The organism is Streptomyces sp. SID5464 (assembly GCF_009862985.1).
Lineage (GTDB): Bacteria > Actinomycetota > Actinomycetes > Streptomycetales > Streptomycetaceae > Streptomyces > Streptomyces chartreusis_D.
The window spans coordinates 290,908-310,623 of record NZ_WWIQ01000022.1 but is presented as its reverse complement, the minus strand read 5'-3'; the positions used below and the strand labels follow the sequence as shown (position 1 = coordinate 310,623).

The following is a 19,716-nucleotide window of genomic DNA, read 5'->3' as shown; positions in this document are numbered from 1 at the left end:
GCATCCGTCGCGATGACGACTCACTCTGTTGACAGATTGCGGGTCCCGTCGACGTCGACCTCCAGCCGCGTGCCGTGGCCCGGGCCCACGGCCGGGAACCCGCCGCCCGGCTCCGCGCCGACCTCCGTGACCTGGCACCCGATCTGCTGCGCTGGCACATGCCGAGGATCGCGCCCGACGGGCTGCTGCGGCCCGGGCTGACCGTCACCCTGGCCCGGTACGACGCGGCCGGGCGGGACGGCGTGAGCCCGCTGCACCTCGTGGTGCGGACGCCGCCGGCCTGGGCGGACGCCGGTCAGCGGATCGGCCTCGCCCTGTGGTACGCGTCCCACGCGGAGGACGCCGACCGCCGCCACCCGCATCCCCGGCCCAGCCGGCGGTTCCGTCCCCCCGTGCCGCACGGTGATCGGCCTGTTCCCACGCCGCTCCCACGGTTACGCCTACGACGAGAACAACCCCGAGTACGTCCCGGACTCACCCCCGGCCTGGGCACGTGTGGGTGGACATCGGAACATGACGGCTGAACGGCTGAACGGCTCAAGGCCTCCGCAACAGCCCCCGTTCCATCGCCACCACCACCGCCCTGGTGCGGTCGTTGACGTCGAGCTTGGCGAACAGGCGGAGCAGGTGCGTCTTCACCGTGGCCTCGGCGATGACGAGACGGCGGCCGATCTCGGCGTTGGTGAGGCCGTCCGCGACCGCGTTCAGGACATCCGCCTCCCGGGCGGTGAGCGGGATCTGGGCGGGCTGGCGCATGCGGGCGACCAGCCGCTCGGCGACCCGGGGCGCGAGCACCGTCTCCCCGCGCGCCGCCGCGTGGATCGCGTCGGCCAGTTGCTCACGGGTGGTGTCCTTGAGGAGGTAGCCGATCGCCCCGGCCTCCACCGCGCGCTCGATCTCGGCGTCCGTGTCGTACGTCGTCAGGATCAGGACCCGGGTGCGGGGGAAGCGCGTCACGATCTCGGTCGTGGTCGCCACTCCGTCCAGCACCGGCATCCGCAGGTCGACCAGGGCGACATCGGGCTCGTGGCGTTCGACGAGGCCGAGGGCCGCGCGGCCGTCGCCCGCCTCGCCGACGATCTCGATGCCGGCCTCGGAGGCGAGGAGGGCCACCACTCCGGCCCGCATGACGGTGTGGTCGTCCACGACGATGATGCGCAGGGGGCCGCCGGTCATGCCGTCGCCCCGCTCTCCGAGGCGGTCAGCGGTATCAGCGCCAGCACCCGCGTCCCGTCGCCCACCGAACTCGTCACCGTCAGCCTCCCGCCCAGCTCCGCCAGCCGTTTGCGCATGCCGTCCAGGCCGAAGCCCGACGACGACTCCACCACGAACCCGGTCCCGTCGTCGGTGATTTCGAGCTCCACCCCGTACGGCTGCGAGGCCAGGACCACGCCCACCGTGGAGGCGCGGGCGTGCTTGCGCACGTTGGCCAGGGACTCCTGGGTGCAGCGCAGCAGCGCGATCCGGGTCTGCTGGTCGCACTCCAGGTCCGCCAGGTCGGCCTCGACGGTGAGGCCGGTGTCCTCCGCGAAACGGTCCAGGGTCCGGCGCAGGGTCTGCGCCACCGAACCGGCGGCCGTCTGGCCGGGTCGCCGGGGCGAGCCGACCAGTTCCCGGGCCTCGGCGAGGTTCTCCCGGGCCGTCGACTCGATCGACCGCAACTGCTGGGCACTGCGCGCCGGTTCGCGGTCGAGCCCCGCCCGGGCCGCCTCGGCCAGCACGATGATCGAGGCGAAGCCCTGCGCGAGGGTGTCGTGGATCTCCCGGGCCATCCGCTCCCGCTCGTCCGCCGCGCCCTGCCGCTGGTGTGCCTCGGACAACTCGGCCTGGGTCTGCTCCAGTTCGGTGATCAGCCGAGCCCGCTCGGCGCTCTGCCCGACCACCGAATGGGCCCACAGCCCGATCAGCGCCCCCACGGCGACGACGAGCACCGTGGACACGAGCGTCTCGGTGAAGAACTCCACCGACCAGCCCTGCCGCAGCACGCTCGCGGCCGCGGTGGCGGCCGCGGCGAGCCCCAGGAACGCCATCGAGGCCCTCGGCGTCCGCCCGAACAGCCAGTAGTGCGGCAGCGTCACCATGAACAGCGCCGCGTAGTTGCCCCGCAGGTACGCCAGCCCGCCCAACGCGACCACCAGCACCGACAGATAGCCGTGCGGCCGTACGACGGGATTGGCCGGGAAGCGGTCCAGGACCGCGTACGACAGCACGACCCCGCCCAGCAGCGCCAGCGCCGCGTACTTGCTCTGGCCGGGCCGGTCCATGGCGACCAGCCCGACGGCCATCACGGCGAACAGCAGCCAGCACACCGTGTTCCAACGGCGCAGCGACGTGGCCCAGAAGGCGTCGGGGGTGGACCCGGCGAGAGCGGTCATGCCGTTCAACGTACGTCGACCGCGGGGCGGGAGGGCGACCCTTTCTCCGGGGCGGCCGTCGCCCGGCGCCCCGGGCGCGAGGGCCACCAGCTCGCCTCGCCCAGCAGCAGCATCGCCGCCGGCAGCACCATGACCCGGACCACGAACGCGTCGATCAGCACGGCCGCCGCCAGGACGAAGCCGATCTGCTTCATCTCGATGATGTGCAGGAAGACGAAGCTGGCGAACACGGTCGTCATCACCACCGCCGCGCTGGTCACCACGCTCGCCGAGGAGCGGATCCCGTCCAGCACGGCCTGCCGCGTGGGCACGCCCGCGAGCGCCGCCTCCCTGATGCGGCTCACCACGAACACCTGGTAGTCCATCGACAGCCCGAAGAGGATGACGAAGAGGAACAGCGGCACGCGCGACCCGATCGACCCCGTGGACCGGAAGTCCAGCAGGCCTTCGGCCCAGGTCCCCTGGAAGACCAGCACGAGCAGCCCGAGCGCCGCCGCGGCGGACAGCAGGTTCAGGGCGACGCCGAGCAGCCCGAGCACCACCGAACGGAAGGCGTACACGGTCATCGCGAACGTCACCAGCAGCAACGCGCCCAGCACCAGGGGCAGTTTGCCGTTCTGGTGGGCGGGATAGTCGGCGTAGCGGGCGACGTCCCCGGACACGCCGTACTCGGCGCCGGCGATCCGGCCGACGGTCGCGGGCAGGAAGTCGTCCCGGAGCCGGTCCAGGGAGTCGTACGCCTGGTCGGAGTTGCCGAGGTACGGCACCTTCAGTTCGAGGGTGTGGGTGCGGTCGTCGGCGGACGACCGTGTCCGCGAGCCCTCGGTGAACAGCGGGTCGGCGCCGGCACGCCGGGCCACCTCGCCCAGGGCGGCTGCCACCTCTGCCGACCGGGAGGCATCGGCGCGCACGACGACCTGGTGGGTCACCCGCCGCTCCGGGAACGCCTCGTTGAGCCGGTCGTAGACCTGCATCGCGGGGATGTCACGGGAGTGTGTGTCCCGGCTCATCTCGGTGATCTTCAGTCCGGCCAGCGGGACGACGAGGGCGAGGAGCGCGACGACCGATACGCACAGGGTCGCGAGGGGGTGCCGGGCGGCGGGCCGCAGCAGAGCACTCCACACCCGGCCGTCGCCCGCCCCGCCCCGAACCCGGCGTACGGGCTTTCCGCGCTCGGCCCGTCGCCGTTCCCGGCGTTCCGCCCGCCGCCCCAGCTTGACGAGCAGCGCGGGCAGGGCCGTCAGCGAACTGGCCACCGAGACCAGGACGACCACGATGGTGCCGGTCGCGAGGGAGGAGAAGATCACGTCGGAGGCCAGGTACAGCGTCGCCGTGGAGGCGACCACCGCGAGCCCGGAGACCACGACCGCCCGGCCCGACGTCGCCGCGGCCAGTTCCACCAGCGCCTCGGAGGAGAGCCGCCCGCCGGAGCGGGCCCGTTCCTCCCGCTCGCGCTTGAGGTAGAAGAGCGTGTAGTCGACGCCGACCGCGAGGCCGATCATCAGGATGACGTTCGTGCCGACCCCGGCGTCGGGCGACACGTGCGAGACGACCATGGAGAGCCCGACCGCCGCCGCGATCGACGACAGCGCCAGCAGCAACGGCACCCCGGCCATCGTCACCGACCCGAACACCACCAGCAGCGTGAGCAGGGTGACCGGCAGGGTGATCGCCTCGGACAGGGCCAGGTCGTCGCTGCGCTGCTGGTCGACGCCCTTGCTGACGGAGGGACTCCCGGTCTCCTCCAGCAGCAGCCCGGGGTGGCTCTTCTGCACCGCCGCGGTCTGCGCCACGAGCGCGTCGACCTTGTCCTTCGCGTCCCGTTCCTCGCCCTTCAGCGCCACCTCGACCATGAGGATCCGGCGATCCTCCGACAGCGACGGGTCGGCCACGGACGCCACGTCGGGCAGCCGCCGCATCCGGTCGGTCAGGTCGTCCGCGGCGTCCACGGCGGCGCCCTCGTCGAGAGCACCGCCCGAACGGGAGGAGATCAGCACCTGCTCGGCGGCCCTGCGCTCCAGATGCGCCTCGGCCGCCAGGGCCTCGGCGCGGCCGGCCTCGCCGACCCGGTAGTCGGCCGTCTTCGCACTGTTCGTGCCGGCGGCACTGCCCACCCCCAGGCACAGCGCCACGAACACCAGCCAGCCGACGATCGCCCGCCAGGGGTGCCGCGCACTCCAGCGCGCCACCCGCACAGATAATGAGTTCATGCCCAAAAGCCTGGCTGAGCTGGGCAGTTGCCGGACAGAGGCACTCGGTTGAACCTGTCGTCAACCGGCCGGTGGACTCGGTCCCTGGGGAAAACCCCACCCCCCTTGGGGGGTCAGCTCGGGGTCAGGACGACCGCCTGGCCGCCCGCCGGGGCCATGGCCGCGTCGAGGGTGTCGGCGGCGGTGACGGTCCGGGTGCCGACCACCACCGGGGTCCTGAACGGGCTGGAACCCGGGGTGCCGTCGGCGTAGACCGTAGCCGTGTAGGTGCCGCTGCCGAGGAAGGACAGGGGCAGGGACAGCGTCCTGGACGACTCGTTGGTCATCGCGCCCAGGTACCAGGTGGAGCCGCCCCGGCGGGCGACCGCGATGTACTCGCCGATCGCGCCGGCCAGGGTGCGGCTCTCGTCCCAGGTCACCGGCACGGCGTTGAACCACGGCAGGCCGGGCCAGCTCGCCGGGTTGCCGTACTTGGACGGCTTGTCGTACCAGAAGAGGAAGTTGAGGGGCTGGTAGTACACCACCGCCATCGCCATCTGGTGGGCGTTGGTCGTCTTGTCGCGGGACTGGCCGTAGCAGATCGTGTAGTCCATCGGGCCGCCGATGTTGCGCGCGAACGGCAGGGTCACGTTGTGGGTGGCGGTCGGGAACTGCTCGTTGCCGCGCACGCCCTCCAGGCTGATCCAGTTGGGGTAGGTCCGCTCGTAGCCGAACGGCCGGACGTCGTCGTGCATGTCGATCAGCAGCCGGTACTTGGCGGCCGTCCTCGCCCAGTCGGTGATCTGGTTGGTCATCGTCTGGGTGCCGTCGTTGATGAAGCCGAGCTTGATGCCCCGCACGCCCCAGCTCTTGTAGAGGCCGAAGAGGAAGTCCGCGTCGGTCAGCGCGAGCCGGTTGACGTAGAGGAAGACGCCGATGCCCTTGCTCGTGGCGTACGAGATGACCGACGGCAGGTCGATCGCGGCGATCGGCCTGGTCGCGTCCGGGGTGGTGAACTCCGGGCCGTACCAGCCGGCGTCGTACTCGATGTACTGCAGGCCCCGGGCCACGGCGAAGTCGACGCCCTGAAGGCCCGCGGCGGTGCTGAGGTCGCAGCGGAAGACCTTGCCCGGCTTGATCCAGGAGGGGTCGGGGAGGGCGTTCGGCGGTGCGAGGTTGAGCACCAGCTCGGCGTTGTCGACGAGTTCGGCGTGGCCGGCCCCCATCACCACAGCGCGCCACGGTGTGGCGAACGGCGTGGTGACGGTCGAGGTCGTCTCCACGGGGCCGGTGCCTCGGGCGGTGTGCTCCATCAGGAACGCGGCGAGGGTGTTCGGCTCACCGGCGACCGAACCGAGCATCAGCCGGGGGTAGTCGACGCGTGCGGACTCGCAGACGCAGGCGATGAGCCCGCCGGTGAGGGTGGCGGTCAGCGGAAGGTCGGTGAGCGGGCCGTTGTCCGTGCCGGCCGTGCCGGTGACCGGTACGGAACCGGGCGCGACCGGCTCGTAGGCGTTCTCGTCGCGGGCGCTGTAGACGGTGGTGCCGTCGGGGAAGACGAACGTCGTCAGCTCGTCGGCGACGGTGGCGGTGCCCTCGTCGAGGAGGAGGTAGCGCAGGGCGACGCCGGTCTTGTAGGCGCGGGCCTGGACGCCGAAGCGGATGCCCGAGGCCCGGTCCACCAGGTCCCAGCGCTGTTCCTGGTAGTGGTCGGTGACGGTCGCATTGCGGCCGTAGACCGGCGTCCAGGTGGTGCGGTGGGTGCCGTACCGCTCCCCGATCACCCTGACGTCGGCGCCGAGGACGGTGCCGTCGCCGAGTCTGAGGCCCAGGGCCGAGGTGTCGATCACCGTCCGGCCGTTGCGGCGGGCGGACCAGCGCAGGGCGCCGTCCGCCAGGGACAGGGTGACGGAGGTGCCGCCCATGCGGGCGGTGACGCTCTCGTGGCGGCCCGGCCGGTCGTCCCCGGCGTAGGCGGGCCGGGTCGTGGCGGTCCCGGTCGCGGCCAGCCCGGCTGTGACGGCCGCGCCCTTGAGCACGACCCGGCGGGACGCGGGCGCGAGGTGGCCGGCCGTTCTGTCCGCGGTGGGCTCTTCCCGGTCTCCAGAGGCTCTCATCGAGGGGACCTTCCCTTGCGGTAAGTGGTAGTAACCGGTTTCTGCGAGTGCAGTTCTACGTGCCCGCGCGAGAGGGGGTCAAGAGGCGGGAACCACCGGAAACGCGCACACCCCGGGTGCGGGCCCGTGAGGCCCGCACCCGGGGTGCCGTGGTGCGGTCGGTCAGTGCTCGGTCAGTGCAGGGAGCCGAGGCGGTCCAGGCGGTCGCTCACACCGTTGCGGAGCTCGCCGAGGGTCGTGCCCGGCGGGGCCACCTTCGGTGTGGCGGACGGCGGCTGGGTCTCGTCCGCGCAGGTCGTGCCACGCGCCGGGACCTTCAGGTCCACCAGGTAACCGGTGACGGCGTCCGTGGCGCAGGCGCTGCGCCCGAAGGCGGTGTGGCCCTCGGCCTGGAAGGTGAGCAGCCGGCCGTTGTCGAGCTTGCGGGACAGGGCCACCGCGTCCTGGTACGGGGTGTCCGGGTCACCGGTCGTGCCGAGCACCAGGATCGGCGCGGAGCCCTTGGCCCGGAAGGAACCGGCGTAGCGGCTGGGCTTCTCGCCGGTCCACTGGGCGCACGTGGTGGCGTGCTGGTGGTCGTAGAGCGGCGGGCCGTACGCCATGGCCGGGCCGAGCAGCGGCGCCAGCCTGGCGTTGGTGGTGACCTGCCGCTTCAGCAGGGCCGGGCTGCGCGGGTAGTCCTTGTCGACGCACTCCACCACGATGTTCGGGTTGAGGAAGTCGAAGCTGGCCGGGGACGGCGGCCGGAGCAGGAACGAGGTGGTGTCGCGCTGCTGGGCCTTGCGCAGGGCCTCGCCGAGGGAGGGCCAGATGACCTTGCCCTCGTTGATGTTGAACATGAGGCGGTAGACGACGGTGTAGCCGTTCGCCTGGCCGCCGTTCGCGGTCGGTACGGGGTTGGCGTCGAGGTCGGCCTTGAGCTTCTCGAACGCGCCCCGGGGGTCGCCGTCCCCGAACCCGCACGTGTCCTGGTTCGCCTCGCACCAGTCGAGGAAGCGGCTCATCGCGCCGTCCAGGGCCAGGTACTGGGGCCGGTCGTAGGCATAGGGCCGGTTCGCGTAGTGCTCCGGGTCGTACGCGCCGTCGAGGACGAGCGCGCGCACCCGCTCGGGGAACATCGCGGCGTAGACCGTCCCGATGTAGCTCCCGAACGACCGCCCGTAGTACGTCAGTCGGTCCTCCCCCAAGGCCTGACGCAGCAGATCTATGTCACGGGCGACGTATCCGGTGCCCACGTACGGCGCCAACTCGCCCGCGTTGTCCCGGCAGGCCTGGTCGAACGCGGCGCCCTGGCGCACGGCGGTCCCGTAGGCGTCCGGGCCGGGGGCGCCCTTGGCGGCGGTGATGGCCCGCGTGTACGTCGGGTCGTCCCAGCACGTGACCGGTGAACTGCGCCCGACGCCGCGTACGTCGTATCCGAAGACGTCGAAGGAGTCGCGCAGGGCGGCGGGCAGGTCGGCGTAGTTGCCGCGCACGAAGTCCACGCCGGAGTTGCCGGGCCCGCCGGGCTGGAGGAAGAGCGTGCCCTTCTTCCTGGCCTGGTCCGGGGCCTTCTTGCGGATGACCGCCAGGGTGATGGTCCTGCCCTGCGGGTCGCGGTAGTCCAGTGGCACGTCGGCGTTCGCGCACTCGAAGCCGCCCTGGCAGTCGGACCACGACAGGGACGGCACGGGCGGCTGCCCGTCGCCCCCCTCGGGCTGGGCGGCCATCGCCGGGGCGGCGGTTCCGGCGACGGCGAAGGTGACGGCGGCGGCGATGGCGATCCTCAGACGCGGGAGGCGTCTGTGCGCGCGGGTGCCGGACCGACTCGGTCCATGAGCTTGCTTGGTCACTGCAGTGATTCCCCCTCGGGCGGCGCATGTGCCGTGGAGCACCCAGTGGTACGGCTGGGTCTTGAAGGTTCTAGCTCACCCGGAGGGGGAAGGGAATGGGGATCGGACCTGTGGATCTCCTTCCACGTCATCTGCCCGGTACCCGGCGGTAGTTGCGGTGCCGTTCACTTACGGAACGCTGGAGGGTACGCGGCCGTGACGCCGGGCGCCCCGGCCGTCCGGCTGATCCGCGGGGCGCGGGCGGCTGCTGGGCTCCGCTGCGTAGTCTGAGGCTCACTCTGGTCAAGTGCCGGTGTCAGCCGACCACTTCACCCCAGCGAATTCCTCCCCCACCAGAAGGACCATCCAACGTGTCGAAGAACAGTCGTGCCGGAGTCACGCTCCTCGCCGCCCTGGTCGCCGTCACCGGCCTGGCCACGGCGGGCCCCGCCCTCGCGGCCACGCCGGCGGTCACCGCGGCCGTGACCGTGACGGCTCCCCGGGCGCAGGAGCCCGCCACACCCACCGACTTCGTTTCCCTGCCCGCGAGCCCCCTCCGGGCCGGCGACCCCCAGGAGGTCACGGTCACCTACCGCAACAGCACGTCGACGACCACGACCGTCGCACCGCAACTCCTCGTGACGTCCCCGGATGCCGCGCCGTTCCTGACGCCGTCGGACGTCAAGGTGGAGCGGCGCACGGGGCACGGCTGCTGGGCGGCCGTGCGGCTGGGCAGCCAGACCGGGACGCTGTTCACGGACCTCGTGGGGGCGCGGCGGACGTTGGGGGCGGGGGAGACGCTGAAGGAGCGGTACCGGGTGACCGTCCTGAATCCGCAGGCCGTGGGGACGGTGGAGCCGAGGGTGGCCTTGTACGGCGCGTGAGCGTCAGGAATTCATGGCGGCTCGGTCGGACTCACTGCGCAGAACGCAGAACTCGTTGCCTTCGGGATCGGCGAGGATCACCCAGCCGGAACCATCGGCATTGCGGTGATCCGCGACAAAGGTGGCACCGAGCCCCAGCAGCCGGTCCACCTCCTGATCGCGCGAGGTCTCGGGGCGCAGACACAGATGGATCCGGTTCTTGACCGTCTTGGCCTCGGGCACCTGGTTGAAGTACAGCACCGGGCCCTCCGCCAGCGGCACCTGGGTCTCCCGGGCGCCCGGTCCGTCCTCCGGATGCAGCGGGCGCCCGGTCACACCGCTCCAGAACCGAGCGAGCTCGTAGGCGTCCGCACAGTCGATCGCCACGTTCTGCACCACTGAGACCATGGGCGGCAGCCTTCCTGATCTCCACGTTGAGCGCCACCGGGTTGCGCGCACGCGGCAAGCTTCGTGCCCCCGAGCTGAGTCGAGCCTGGCTCAAGGGCAGCGTGATGTACGCCCGCAGGCTCGCCCGCGTCCTGCTCGCCCTCCTGTGCGACCACTACGAGACCGTCAGTGCGGGGGTGGTCCAGGCGCCCTGGCAGACCGCATTCGTGCGTCTGGGGGACCACTGCCTGACGTGCCCGACCTGCCGGGTCATGGACGATGAGGGCGCGAACCTCGGCCTCCCCTGCGAGACGCACGATCGGCTGTACGACGCGTACCGGGAGGCTTGGACTCGGGCTCGCGTCGCCCACCGGCGCCCCGCGGAGGCATCGGCGTGACATCGCGGTCGGCACTCGCATGAGTCACTGCCGCCCCCGATACGCCGCCGCCACCCGCTCCCGGAACGGTCGGCGGTCCAGCGCCTCCGCCACCTCTCTCAGCAGCTCCCCCAGCGGCATCGAGAGCTCCGTGTCCAGCTCCGCCATCGCCGCCACCGTGGCCTCCCACTCCGCCTCGATCCGCGGCAGCAGGGCGCGGGCCTTCGGTGTGAGGTCGACCAGGCGGCGGCGGGCGTCCAGTGGGTCGGGGGCGTGGGTGACCAGGCCCGCCCGGGCCATCTGCGCCGCCGTCTGGCTCGCGGCAGAGTGCGTGACGCCCACGGTCGTGGCCAAGTCACGGACCGACAGCGGTCCTTCGGCCAGGAGTGCCCGCACGGCCGGGGAGAAGCGGGGCCGGTACTCGGCCAGGCCCTGCTCCTCGTAGACCTTGGCCACGTCGCCGTCGAGCAGCTCCAGGACGTGGCGGAGCAGCGTGCCCACTGCGACCGGATCGGGGTAACTCCTCGCGCTGTTCACGTTGATAATCTAACAGCGCTGTCATATCCGTCGCGGGTCGAGGAGAGTGCGTCGCGCATGGCCGAGGTCTACCCCCTCGTCGAGCCGTACGAGCACGGCATGCTCGACATCGGCGACGGCAACCGCGTGTACTGGGAGAGTTGCGGGAATCCGGCGGGCAAGCCCGCGCTCGTACTCCACGGCGGGCCCGGGTCCGGGGCGGGGCCGTTCTGGCGTCGGCTGTTCGACCCGGCGGCGTACCGCATCGTGCTCTTCGACCAGCGCGGATGCGGGCGCAGCACCCCCGACGCCGCCGATCCGCGGACCTCGCTCGCCACCAACACCACCTGGCACCTGATCGCCGACATCGAGCTGCTCCGGCAGCACCTCGGCATCGCGGAATGGCTCGTCCTCGGCGGCTCCTGGGGCGTGACCCTCGCGCTGGCCTACGCCGAGCAGCACCCGGGACGCGTATCCGAACTGGTCCTCTTCAGCGTCACCAACACCACCCGCCGCGAGGTGGAGTGGGTCACGCGGGACATGGGCCGGATCTTCCCCGAGGAGTGGGCCCGGTTCCGAGACGCCGTCCCGGAGGGGGAGCGCGACGGCAGTCTGGTGGAGGCGTACGCCCGGATGCTCACGGACCCCGATCCGGCCGTACGGGAGCGGGCCGCGCGGGAGTGGTGCCGGTGGGAGGACGTGCACGTGTCCACACACCCTGGGCACCAGCCCGACCCCCGTTACGAGGACCCGCACTTCCGGCTGCGCTTCGCCCGCCTCGTCACGCACTACTGGCGGCACGCCGGCTTCCTGGAGGACGGGGCGCTGCTGCGCGACGCCGGGAAGCTCGCCGGCATCCCCGGCGTGCTGGTCCACGGGCGGTTGGACATCAGCGGACCTCCGGACGTGGCGTGGCGGCTGGCCCAGGTGTGGCCGGACGCGGAGCTCGTGCTGATCGGCGAGGAGGGGCACGGGCTGTCGGGCGATGCCACGACTGAGGCCGTGCTGGCGGCAACGGACCGTTTCCGGCCCGTCCGCGTCCCGTAGGAAGGCTGCCGACCGTGCGGACGCCGGTGTGGCAGCGGCCTGTCACCGGCCCCCGGCCGACCGCTTGGCGCCGCACGTCGCCAGACTGCACCACCGGCGCCGCCCGCTCTCGTCGAGGAACAGCCAGCCGCAGTCCCGGCTGGGACAGCCGCGGACGGTGAAGCGCCGCGTGTCGGCGAGCAGTTCGCCCGCGCTGCGCGCCACCGCGCAGACGGGCAGACGCAGTCCGGCGGCGGGCGACGGCTGCCAGCGTCCGAGACCGTCGTCGCCACGCGTGAACACCGAGAGACGCGCGGCGTCCTCCACCGCACCGGCCACCGCCTTGAACGCCCGGCCCTCCCGCGGATCGGTCAGGCAGGCGTACAGGTCCGTACGGAGCCGCCGGGCCTCGTCGAGGACGGCGGCGGCCTCGGCCGGCTGCCGCAGGGCCTGTTCCCGCAGCCCGGTCACCTGCCGTTCCTCGATCAGGTCGAGGTGACCGGCCCACACGGCGAGCGTGGCGTAGCCGCGCAGCCACTCCGACCCGGGCAGCGGCTCCCCGCCCCACCCGGCGTAGGTGTTGCAGAACTCCAGCGCGGGGTGTCCGCTCGTACTCCACGGCAGCCACTGGTCGCCGACCCGCACCGCGTAGACGGGCCCGGGGGGCCGGTCCAGCCGGGGGTCGGCGCGCAGCATGCGCTCGTGCAGGGTGCGGAGCTCGCTGTTCGGCTCGATGCCGAGTTCGGCCGCCAGTGTCGTACGCGTGCTGCGATACAGCCGGAGGGCGTCGGCCTGGCGGCCCGCGCGGTACAGGGCGGTCATCTGGGCGCCGACCAGCCGTTCACGGGTCGGGTGCTCTTCCAGCAGCGGCGTCAGGTCCGCCACGACACGGTCGTGCAGACCCATGGTGAGCTGGGTCTCGGCTCGTCGCTCCACGGCGGACAGGCGCAGTTCGCCCAGCCTGCCGCCGAGGCGGGCGCGCAGCGGTTCAACGGCCACGTCCGCGAGCAGCGGGCCGCGCCAGAGCCCGAGGGCCTGGTCGTAGAGGCGGACCCGGTCCGCGGGATCGGCGGAGTCGGCCGCCTGCCCCACCAGCCCGGCGAACTCCTGCGCGTCGATCTCATGCGGGCCCTGCTCCACGACGTAACCGTCGTGCCGGGTCTCGACAGAGACGCCGTAGGGCCTGAGCGCGGCGCGCAGGCGGCCGACGTAGGTGTGGACGGTGGCGCGGGCGGCGTCGGGCGGCTCGCCGTCCCACAGCAGGTCGATGAGGCGGTCCGTCGTGACCGCGCGGCCCGCGTGCAGCAGCAGGACCGCCAGCAGGCACCGCTCCTGGCGGCGGCTGCCCAGCAGTACCTGCCGCCCCTCGTGGCGGGCGGCGAACGGGCCGAGCAGTTGGAACTCCATGGCTGTCCGGCAGCCTAGGGCCTGTCGGTGGTCAGGTTTTGGTCAGAGGCCGGGGAGAGACTGGCGCACGCCCCTCCTTCCCCCCGTCTGTGCCCAAGGAGAACCATGCGCCGAACAGCTCTCGCCACGCCGGCCCTTGCCGCGGTGCTCGTCGGGACGCAGCCCGCGTCCGCGCAGCCGGCGAAGGGCTGGGAACCGGCACCCTCCGCGCCGTGGGACGTCGGCGCCGGCGTGCGGTGCGACTTCCCCGTCCACGGCCAGCCGGTCGTCGACGAGGTGGTGCGGCGCGTGCTGAGCGCCTACCCCGACGGCTCCGTGCGGCGGGTCGCGTACCGGGGCGATCTGGTCGTCCGTGTCACGAACACCGAGACCGGCGCCTCCTACGACGCCGACGCGAGCGGCTCGGCCGTCGTCGAGCACCGGCCCGACGGCTCGCAACTCTGGACCGTGCTCGGGCCGGTGCTCGTCGGGGTCGGCCAGGACCAGGGCAGTCTGCCCCGCGGCCTCTACCTCGTCGACGGCGTCTACACGCTGGACATCAGCCCGACCGGATACAAGTCCGTACGCCTCCTGCACGGGACGACGGACGACCTGTGTGCCCGCATCGACTGAACGGGCCTGCCCTTCCCGGGGCCCGGCCCAGGGCTCAGTGCGCGTCGTAGATGCCCTGGTAGTGGGCCAGTGCCGTGTCGCGGACCTTCTGGTCGCTCCAGGAGGAGAAGCGGTCGGGGGCCAGCCGGTCGGGGTCGACGAGCAGGTCGCCGGTCTCCAGCAGCATGTTCGCGAACTGGCGGCCGACACCGCCGGCGTGCGTGACCCAGGACGCCTCGGCGAACCACAGTCCGGCGAGCCCGGCGGCGGGGCCGACCAGCGGGAGTTCGTCGGGGGTCATGGCGAACACACCGTTGAGGTGGCGTCCCCTCGGAGCGGTGCGGAAAGCCGGCACGAGGCTGGTGGCCTCTTCGAGAGCAGCACCGAAGTCGCTCTCCGAAAAGGGGAGTTCCGCCGAGGTGAGCGCCGCCGACGGGGTCAGCGGCAGGGGCGTGTGGGCGTAGCTGCCCAGCCCGTAACGGCGGCCGTGGCGGCGGGTGTAGACGGTGTGCTCGGGGTAGCGGACGATCGGCGCGTCGATGGGAGTGTCGTCGAGGCCGGGCAGTTCCTCGGTGAACAGGTACGGGTGCTGGACGGCCACCATGGGCAGTCGCAGCCCGGCATCCGCCGCCAGCACCGGCCCCCAGATCCCGGTCGCCAGCACCACCCGGTCGGCCCGCAGCAGCCTGCCGTCCTCGCCCGCCCGCACGCCGACGACCCGGCCGGCCTCGGTCTCCAGCGCCCGTACCGGCGTGCCGAAGTGGAAGCGCGCTCCACCCTTCTCCGCGGCCTCCACGAGGACGTGGGTGAGGGCGGCGGGGTCGGCGGCACCGTCGGACGGCAGGAACACCCCGCCCAGGGCGCGGTCGGGGTCGACCAGCGCGGGGGCCAGGGCGACGGTCTCGGCGGCATCGAGGACGCGCGCCTCCAGCCCGGCCTGCCTGCCCAGCTCGACGTCCTGGTGCGCCTGTTCCAGGCGGGCCGGGCCGGTGGCGACCTCCAGGCAGCCGACCTGCCAGAAGACCGGAGCGGGTGCGGTGTCCGAGAGCGCGCGGTAGGCGGTGACGCTGTCCTTGGCCAGCACCGTCAGCTCTGGCGTCGCGCTGAGCTGGCCCACGAAGCCGGGCGCCAGGCCGGTCGATCCGGAGAGCACGGCACGGTCGCGGGCGTCGAGCACCGTCACGCGGTCGTGCCCCAGCCGGGTGAGGTGATAGGCGACCGAGGCCCCCACCACACCGGCGCCGATGATCAGAATCTCCTCACCGACCGGCTTCCCCGCACTCGAACCCACGTACGCCACCTCCGACTTCACTGCCCCACGTCTGCGCATCCCCGACCCTGGCATCCTCAGCCACGGGACGACGAACGATCAACCGGACACGGTGGACGCCCGGGTGACGGATCCCTCACCGAACTCTCGCGCAAGGGAGTGGACCCACCACCTCGCCCGGGCCGATCGTGGGCTGCATGGACGATCACCGTGTGGCGCCAGTCGACCCTGCCGGTTCGCCCGGCCACGTGTCCGTGGGAGGTGCGGAAACGGCGGAGGTCCGCCGCTTCTGGGGGCGGCTCGGGCTTCCGGGGCTGGTCGACGTGCACACGCACTTCATGCCCGAGCGGGTGCTGCACAAGGTGTGGGGCTACTTCGACGCGCTCGGGCCGTTGACCGGTGGGCTGGAGTGGCCGATCACCTACCGGAAGGCGGAGGCGGAACGGGCGGGCGTCCTGCGGGAGTTCGGCGTGCGGGCCTTCACCGCGATGCTGTACCCGCACAAGCCGGGCATGGCCCGCTGGCTGAACGGCTGGGCGGTCGACTTCGCCCGGCGCACCCCCGACTGTCTGCACACCGCGACCCTCTACCCCGAGCCGGGCGTCGAGGCGTACGTCCGGGAGGCCGTCGAGGCGGGTGCGCGGGTCTTCAAGGCGCATGTGCAGGTGGGGGCGTACGACCCCGCCGACGAACTGCTCCAGCCGGCGTGGGGGCTGCTGGCCGAGGCCGGCATCCCCGTGGTGATCCACTGCGGCTCCGGGCCCGCGCCCGGCAAGCACACCGGCCCCGAGCCGATCGCCCGGGTGCTGGCGCGGCACCCCCGGCTGCGGCTGGTCGTCGCGCACCTGGGGATGCCCGAGTACGAGGAGTTCTTCGGCCTGGCCGAGCGGTACGGGGAGGTGCGGCTGGACACGACGATGGCGTTCACCGACTTCACCGAGGGCTTCATGCCGTTCCCCCGTCGGGCGCTGCCCCGGCTGGCCGCACTCGGCGACCGGGTCCTGCTCGGCTCCGACTTCCCCAACATCCCCTATCCGTACGTGGACCAGCTCCACGCCCTGGAACGGCTGGACCTGGGGGAGGACTGGCTGCGGGCGGTGTGCCACGACAACGCGGCGGGGCTGTTCGGGCTGTCAGCGCCTTCCGGGCTCTGAGCCTGTCATGTGGTCCGGTTCGAGGGGCATGCCGACTCATCGGTAGCCTGCGTCACCATGATGCGCGCCTGGATCCTGCCGATGCTGCTGATGCTCTGCGGCTCAGCCGTCGCGACGGGGCTGATCTTCGCGGAGGACGTCGGCGCGGCCACAGCGGTCCTGCTGGTGTTCCTGGTACTGGCAGGCGTGAACTCGCCCCTGTTCTTCCCGAGATCCATCAGTGCGCTGGAGGCACAGCGCCGCAGCGCGGTCGACGGCCGGCCGGTCGTCTTCTGGCGCCCGGGCTGCACGTACTGCATGCGACTGCGCATCCGGCTGGGCCGCAGCGCCCGCCGGTTGCACTGGGTCGACATCTGGCGTGACCCGGAAGGAGCCTCAGCGGTGAGGGCGGCCAACGACGGCGACGAGACCGTGCCGACCGTCGTCGTGGCGGGCCGGCCGCACACAAACCCCGATCCTGAGTGGGTACGCGAGCAGATCTCCTCTTCCGCGTGATCTCCTCGGTGGTCCACGGACAGCAGAGGGGCGCGATGGACCATCACTTCGTAGGCCATCACTTCATAGGCATCCCGGAGTTGACCGGTGTCCCCCGTGTCGCGGTCGTCATCGACGTCATGCGCGCCTTCACCGTGGCTGCCTGGGCCTTCTCGCGTGGTGTCGAGAGAATCGTCCTGGCCTCGACGGAGAGCGAGGCACTCGCCTTGAAGGAGAGCCGCCCGGGGTGGCTGGCGTTGAAGGACGGGGCTCCGGCAGCGGGATTCGACGCTGTGAACTCACCCGGCCTGCTCAGGTCACGTGATCTCGCCGGTCGCACGCTGGTGCAGAAGACGACGGCCGGAACCGTGGGTGCGCTGGCCGTCGCGAGCGCGCCGCTGGTCCTGTGCGCGAGCTTCGTGGTGGCCGGCCCGACCGCGCGGTTCCTGCGGACCGCGGATTCCGGTCCGGTGACGTTCGTCGTCACCGGCGAGGGAGGCCGGGCCGAGGAGGATCTGGCCTGCGTCGAGTACATCGGTCGGTGCATGGCCGGAGACGATGTCGAGGCGGCGCCGTATCTCCACCGCGCGAGGAATTCCCGTGCCGCGGTGGACCTCGCCGCTGGACTGCGGAGCGGATACCACCCGGACGATGTCGATCTCTGCTTGGAGATCGACAGGTTCCCCTTCGCGATGCTGGCTCGCCGGGAGGAGTCGCTCATGGTGCTCCGTCCCGTCGCGGTGCCCGCCCTCCCGTCCGGTACCCGCTGACACCCCGGCAGGACGCCCCCGGCCCCGCCGTCACCAGGGGGTGCGGCAGGCCGGGGGCGTCGTGGCAGGCGCGTGCGGGGCGAAGCGTCAGCTGCCCGTCACGTCCGTGACCTTCCAGCGCTGGTTGGAACCGGAGTTGGGCTGCCAGAGGCCGACCGAGGCGCCGTCGTTCGTGGACTGGCCCGCGACGTCCGGGAGCTGGCCGGTGGCGGCGTTGACGAGGGTCCAGGTGCCGTCGCCGGTCGTGGACATGATCCACTCGGTGGCCTTGTCGCGGCGGCCCTCGTCCGGCTCGGCGACCAGGGCGCCGTCGCGGACGGCCAGGCGCTTGTTCGTGGCGGTCTCGGTGAACACGTACCGCTTGCGGTTGTCCGTGCCGCGGATCTGCTCCACCCGCCACTGCTGGCCGCTCGGGTCGGAGGTGTCGGCGTTCTTGATGACCAGGCCCGTGCCGTTGCCGGCGATGGTGAGGTCCTTGCCGCTCTGGACGCCGGTCAGCCGGTAGGTGTGGCCCTTCCGCAGCTCGGCCGCGTCCTTGGCGACACCGGACACGCCCTTGACGAGGAAGGACGTCACCGACTGGGCGGGCACGGTGACCGTGGCCTGCTTGCCGGAGACCCGGACCGCCTTCTGCTTCTCCAGCTTGCCGTCGGCGCTGGTCACCACCGGGGTGACGGTGGCGTGGGAGGAGACCCGGCCGAACTTCGACAGGTCGAGGGTGACCTCGCGGGACTCGGTGGCGCTGTTGACGTGGACGACGGTCGCCGCGTCGCCCTTGCGGGAGATCGCCGCGGTGCTGGACGTGTCGTTGGTCTTGATCAGCCGGTCGCCGGGCTTGATGAAGTGCGTGAAGTTGCGGGCCGTGTCGAACTTGGTGTTGGTGTGGACGGGGCAGGTTTCGAGGGTGTCCTTGGAGGTGCAGCTGAACGGGAGCTGGATCTCGCCCCAGTTGCCGCCCTTCGCGGACTCCCCGCCCGGCTTCATGTTGTCGTAGTCCTCGACCGGCTGCCAGAACACCCAGGCCTTGGGCTCCAGTTCGCGCAGGTCGTCGACGATGCGCTGGGCGAGGCCGAGGCCGGGCCGCATGTCCGTGAAGCTCTGGCCGTCGCCCCAGTCGCCCTCGACCTCGCTCATCCACAGCGGCTTGTCGGCGGCCTTGGCGAGGTCGCGGACGGTGGTGCGCTGGCCGGTGCCGTAGGTGTGGACGTTCATCTGCCCCACCAGGTCCCGCACGTCCTGGGGGTAGGAGTTCCAGTTGGTGGCGAACGTTCCGGGGTTCGTCTCGTCCATCGCGGATATCTCCGCGTCCGACTTGGACTTCTTCAGCACCGGGGCGAGCGCGCGCAGCACCTTCTGCTGGAGCTCGGGGCCCATGTGGGCGCCCTCCTGGCGACCGCCGGTCGGCTCGCCGTCCGGGCCGAGCTTGGTGCCCCAGTAGTTGGTGTTCGGCTCGTTGAACGGGTCGAGCGTGTCGACCTTGATGCCGTGCGCCTTCTCCAGTCGCTCGGTCGCGCCCACCAGGTACTTGGCGAAGTCCTCCACGGACTCCGGCTTCAGCTGGTCCTTGCCCGCGTCGAAGTTCCCGGAGACGTAGCCGCTCTCGGTCATGAACCAGGGCGGGGAGTTGCTGAAGGTCTCCCAGTGGGTGATGTCCTTCTTGATGCGGTCGACCCACCAGCGCTGCGTCTTGTCGGCGTGTCTGTTCCAGTCGGCCGGGTCCTCCGCGTCCCACCAGTCGACGTCCTCGCGGGTGGTGCCCGCGGGGGCCTTCCACCAGCCCTCGACCGCGCCGCCGGCCCGCAGGTAGTCCTTGACGTCCGGGGCGTTGCCGCCGCCGATGTTGTAGCGGGCGATGTTCAGGGCGAGGCCCTCGTCGCCGAAGAGGAGCTTGTAGAGCTTCTCGCGTATCGCGGGCGGGTAGTCGCCGGTGGCGTTGGCGAACCACACCAGGCTCGTGCCCCAGCCCTCGAACTTCTCCCCCGAGTAGGAGGGGTCGGGGCGGACGGTGACGCCGGCCGCCTGCGCGGTGGGTTCGGCGTGCGCGGCGGGCAGGGTGGTGGTGGCCAGGATGGTTCCGGTCGCCACGGCGGTGACGCCGATGGCCCCGAGGAGCCTTCTCTTGCGGGTGCGGTGTGCCATCTCGAGTACTCCAACTCTTCTGCGTCCGCGCGTCCCGGCGGACGCAGAGATCGGGGCCTACGTGGTGCGACTGGTGCGAGTTCAGCGCCGTTCGGTGCCTTCTCGTACGATTTCGACTAGGCAATGTTTACGTAAACATCCACTGGCGGGATGTCTACACTGTCCGAATCTCAGGGGTCAAGGAGTCGTTCCGGACCGAAAATTGCGCCGCCTGCGCGGCGAGGGGGGCGAGGGGCAGGTGGGCACAGTG

17 protein-coding genes and 1 pseudogene are annotated in these 19,716 nt (G+C 71.8%); 8 read left to right on the top strand and 10 right to left on the bottom strand.

What is annotated here, in order from left to right; genetic code table 11:
- Positions 1-47 precede the first annotated feature (47 nt).
- Positions 48-386 (top strand): annotated as a pseudogene (locus tag GTY47_RS16955) (hypothetical protein); the annotation flags it as partial.
- A 151-nt stretch (positions 387-537) separates the two neighbouring features.
- On the opposite strand, the gene GTY47_RS16950 reads toward GTY47_RS16955, so the two are convergent.
- The 5 genes from GTY47_RS16950 to GTY47_RS16930 all read right to left on the bottom strand — a co-directional run bounded on the left by GTY47_RS16950 (position 538) and on the right by GTY47_RS16930 (position 8,390).
- Positions 538-1,176 carry a response regulator transcription factor gene (locus tag GTY47_RS16950; protein ID WP_010032381.1) on the bottom strand — a complete coding sequence of 213 codons (639 nt, stop codon included), beginning with the start codon at positions 1,174-1,176 and terminating at the stop codon, positions 538-540.
- The gene (locus tag GTY47_RS16945) at positions 1,173-2,375 is read right to left on the bottom strand and encodes a sensor histidine kinase (RefSeq protein WP_173937265.1); all 1,203 of its coding nucleotides are present in this window, start codon (positions 2,373-2,375) and stop codon (positions 1,173-1,175) included. The genes GTY47_RS16950 and GTY47_RS16945 overlap by 4 nt, the downstream gene beginning before the upstream one ends.
- A 5-nt stretch (positions 2,376-2,380) precedes the next feature.
- Positions 2,381-4,585 carry an MMPL family transporter gene (locus GTY47_RS16940; RefSeq protein WP_029180649.1) on the bottom strand — a complete coding sequence of 735 codons (2,205 nt, stop codon included), beginning with the start codon at positions 4,583-4,585 and terminating at the stop codon, positions 2,381-2,383.
- Positions 4,586-4,698: 113 nt separating this feature from the next.
- Positions 4,699-6,681, bottom strand: a complete 1,983-nt coding sequence (locus GTY47_RS16935) for a glycoside hydrolase family 97 protein (protein WP_010032377.1) — start codon at positions 6,679-6,681, stop codon at positions 4,699-4,701.
- 173 nt (positions 6,682-6,854) lie between these two features.
- Positions 6,855-8,390, bottom strand: coding sequence for an alpha/beta hydrolase (locus tag GTY47_RS16930; protein WP_173937390.1), 1,536 nt, complete (start codon positions 8,388-8,390; stop codon positions 6,855-6,857).
- A 473-nt stretch (positions 8,391-8,863) separates the two neighbouring features.
- Between GTY47_RS16930 and GTY47_RS16925 the strand changes: the two genes are divergently transcribed.
- On the top strand, positions 8,864-9,376 hold the full coding sequence (locus GTY47_RS16925) for a hypothetical protein (protein ID WP_010032374.1): 513 nt from the start codon (positions 8,864-8,866) through the stop codon (positions 9,374-9,376).
- Between the two features lie 3 nt (positions 9,377-9,379).
- Here GTY47_RS16925 and GTY47_RS16920 read toward each other — a convergent pair whose 3' ends face one another.
- Complete coding sequence (locus GTY47_RS16920) at positions 9,380-9,763, bottom strand: VOC family protein (RefSeq protein WP_010032373.1); 384 nt, start codon at positions 9,761-9,763, stop codon at positions 9,380-9,382.
- Positions 9,764-9,789: 26 nt separating this feature from the next.
- Here GTY47_RS16920 and GTY47_RS16915 point away from each other — a divergent pair, with 26 nt between their 5' ends.
- Positions 9,790-10,140, top strand: a complete 351-nt coding sequence (locus GTY47_RS16915) for a hypothetical protein (protein WP_158688375.1) — start codon at positions 9,790-9,792, stop codon at positions 10,138-10,140.
- 24 nt (positions 10,141-10,164) lie between these two features.
- Here the strand turns inward: GTY47_RS16915 and GTY47_RS16910 are convergent, their stop codons facing one another.
- Complete coding sequence (locus GTY47_RS16910) at positions 10,165-10,656, bottom strand: MarR family transcriptional regulator (RefSeq protein ID WP_231911147.1); 492 nt, start codon at positions 10,654-10,656, stop codon at positions 10,165-10,167.
- A 57-nt stretch (positions 10,657-10,713) separates the two neighbouring features.
- Here GTY47_RS16910 and pip point away from each other — a divergent pair, with 57 nt between their 5' ends.
- Positions 10,714-11,682 carry a prolyl aminopeptidase gene (gene pip, locus GTY47_RS16905; protein ID WP_010032368.1) on the top strand — a complete coding sequence of 323 codons (969 nt, stop codon included), beginning with the start codon at positions 10,714-10,716 and terminating at the stop codon, positions 11,680-11,682.
- 42 nt (positions 11,683-11,724) lie between these two features.
- Here the strand turns inward: pip and GTY47_RS16900 are convergent, their stop codons facing one another.
- Entirely contained in the window at positions 11,725-13,068 is a 1,344-nt protein-coding gene (locus GTY47_RS16900; RefSeq protein ID WP_010032366.1) for a BTAD domain-containing putative transcriptional regulator, read from the bottom strand.
- 105 nt (positions 13,069-13,173) lie between these two features.
- Between GTY47_RS16900 and GTY47_RS16895 the strand changes: the two genes are divergently transcribed.
- A complete protein-coding gene (locus GTY47_RS16895) occupies positions 13,174-13,680 on the top strand; it encodes a hypothetical protein (RefSeq protein WP_010032365.1) in 507 nt (168 codons plus the stop codon).
- 34 nt (positions 13,681-13,714) lie between these two features.
- Here GTY47_RS16895 and GTY47_RS16890 read toward each other — a convergent pair whose 3' ends face one another.
- On the bottom strand, positions 13,715-14,950 hold the full coding sequence (locus tag GTY47_RS16890; protein WP_231911146.1) for an FAD-dependent oxidoreductase: 1,236 nt from the start codon (positions 14,948-14,950) through the stop codon (positions 13,715-13,717).
- 176 nt (positions 14,951-15,126) lie between these two features.
- On the opposite strand from GTY47_RS16890, the gene GTY47_RS16885 reads away from it, so the two are divergent.
- From GTY47_RS16885 to GTY47_RS16875, 3 genes are read left to right on the top strand one after another with little or no spacing between them, the layout of a single operon-like run.
- The gene (locus GTY47_RS16885) at positions 15,127-16,083 is read left to right on the top strand and encodes an amidohydrolase family protein (protein ID WP_010032361.1); all 957 of its coding nucleotides are present in this window, start codon (positions 15,127-15,129) and stop codon (positions 16,081-16,083) included.
- 57 nt (positions 16,084-16,140) lie between these two features.
- Positions 16,141-16,578, top strand: coding sequence for a glutaredoxin domain-containing protein (locus tag GTY47_RS16880; RefSeq protein WP_010032360.1), 438 nt, complete (start codon positions 16,141-16,143; stop codon positions 16,576-16,578).
- A gap of 35 nt (positions 16,579-16,613) precedes the next feature.
- A complete protein-coding gene (locus GTY47_RS16875) occupies positions 16,614-17,327 on the top strand; it encodes a 2-phosphosulfolactate phosphatase (protein WP_029180647.1) in 714 nt (237 codons plus the stop codon).
- An 87-nt stretch (positions 17,328-17,414) separates the two neighbouring features.
- Here the strand turns inward: GTY47_RS16875 and GTY47_RS16870 are convergent, their stop codons facing one another.
- Positions 17,415-19,466, bottom strand: coding sequence for an RICIN domain-containing protein (locus tag GTY47_RS16870; RefSeq protein ID WP_010032358.1), 2,052 nt, complete (start codon positions 19,464-19,466; stop codon positions 17,415-17,417).
- Positions 19,467-19,716 lie beyond the last annotated feature (250 nt).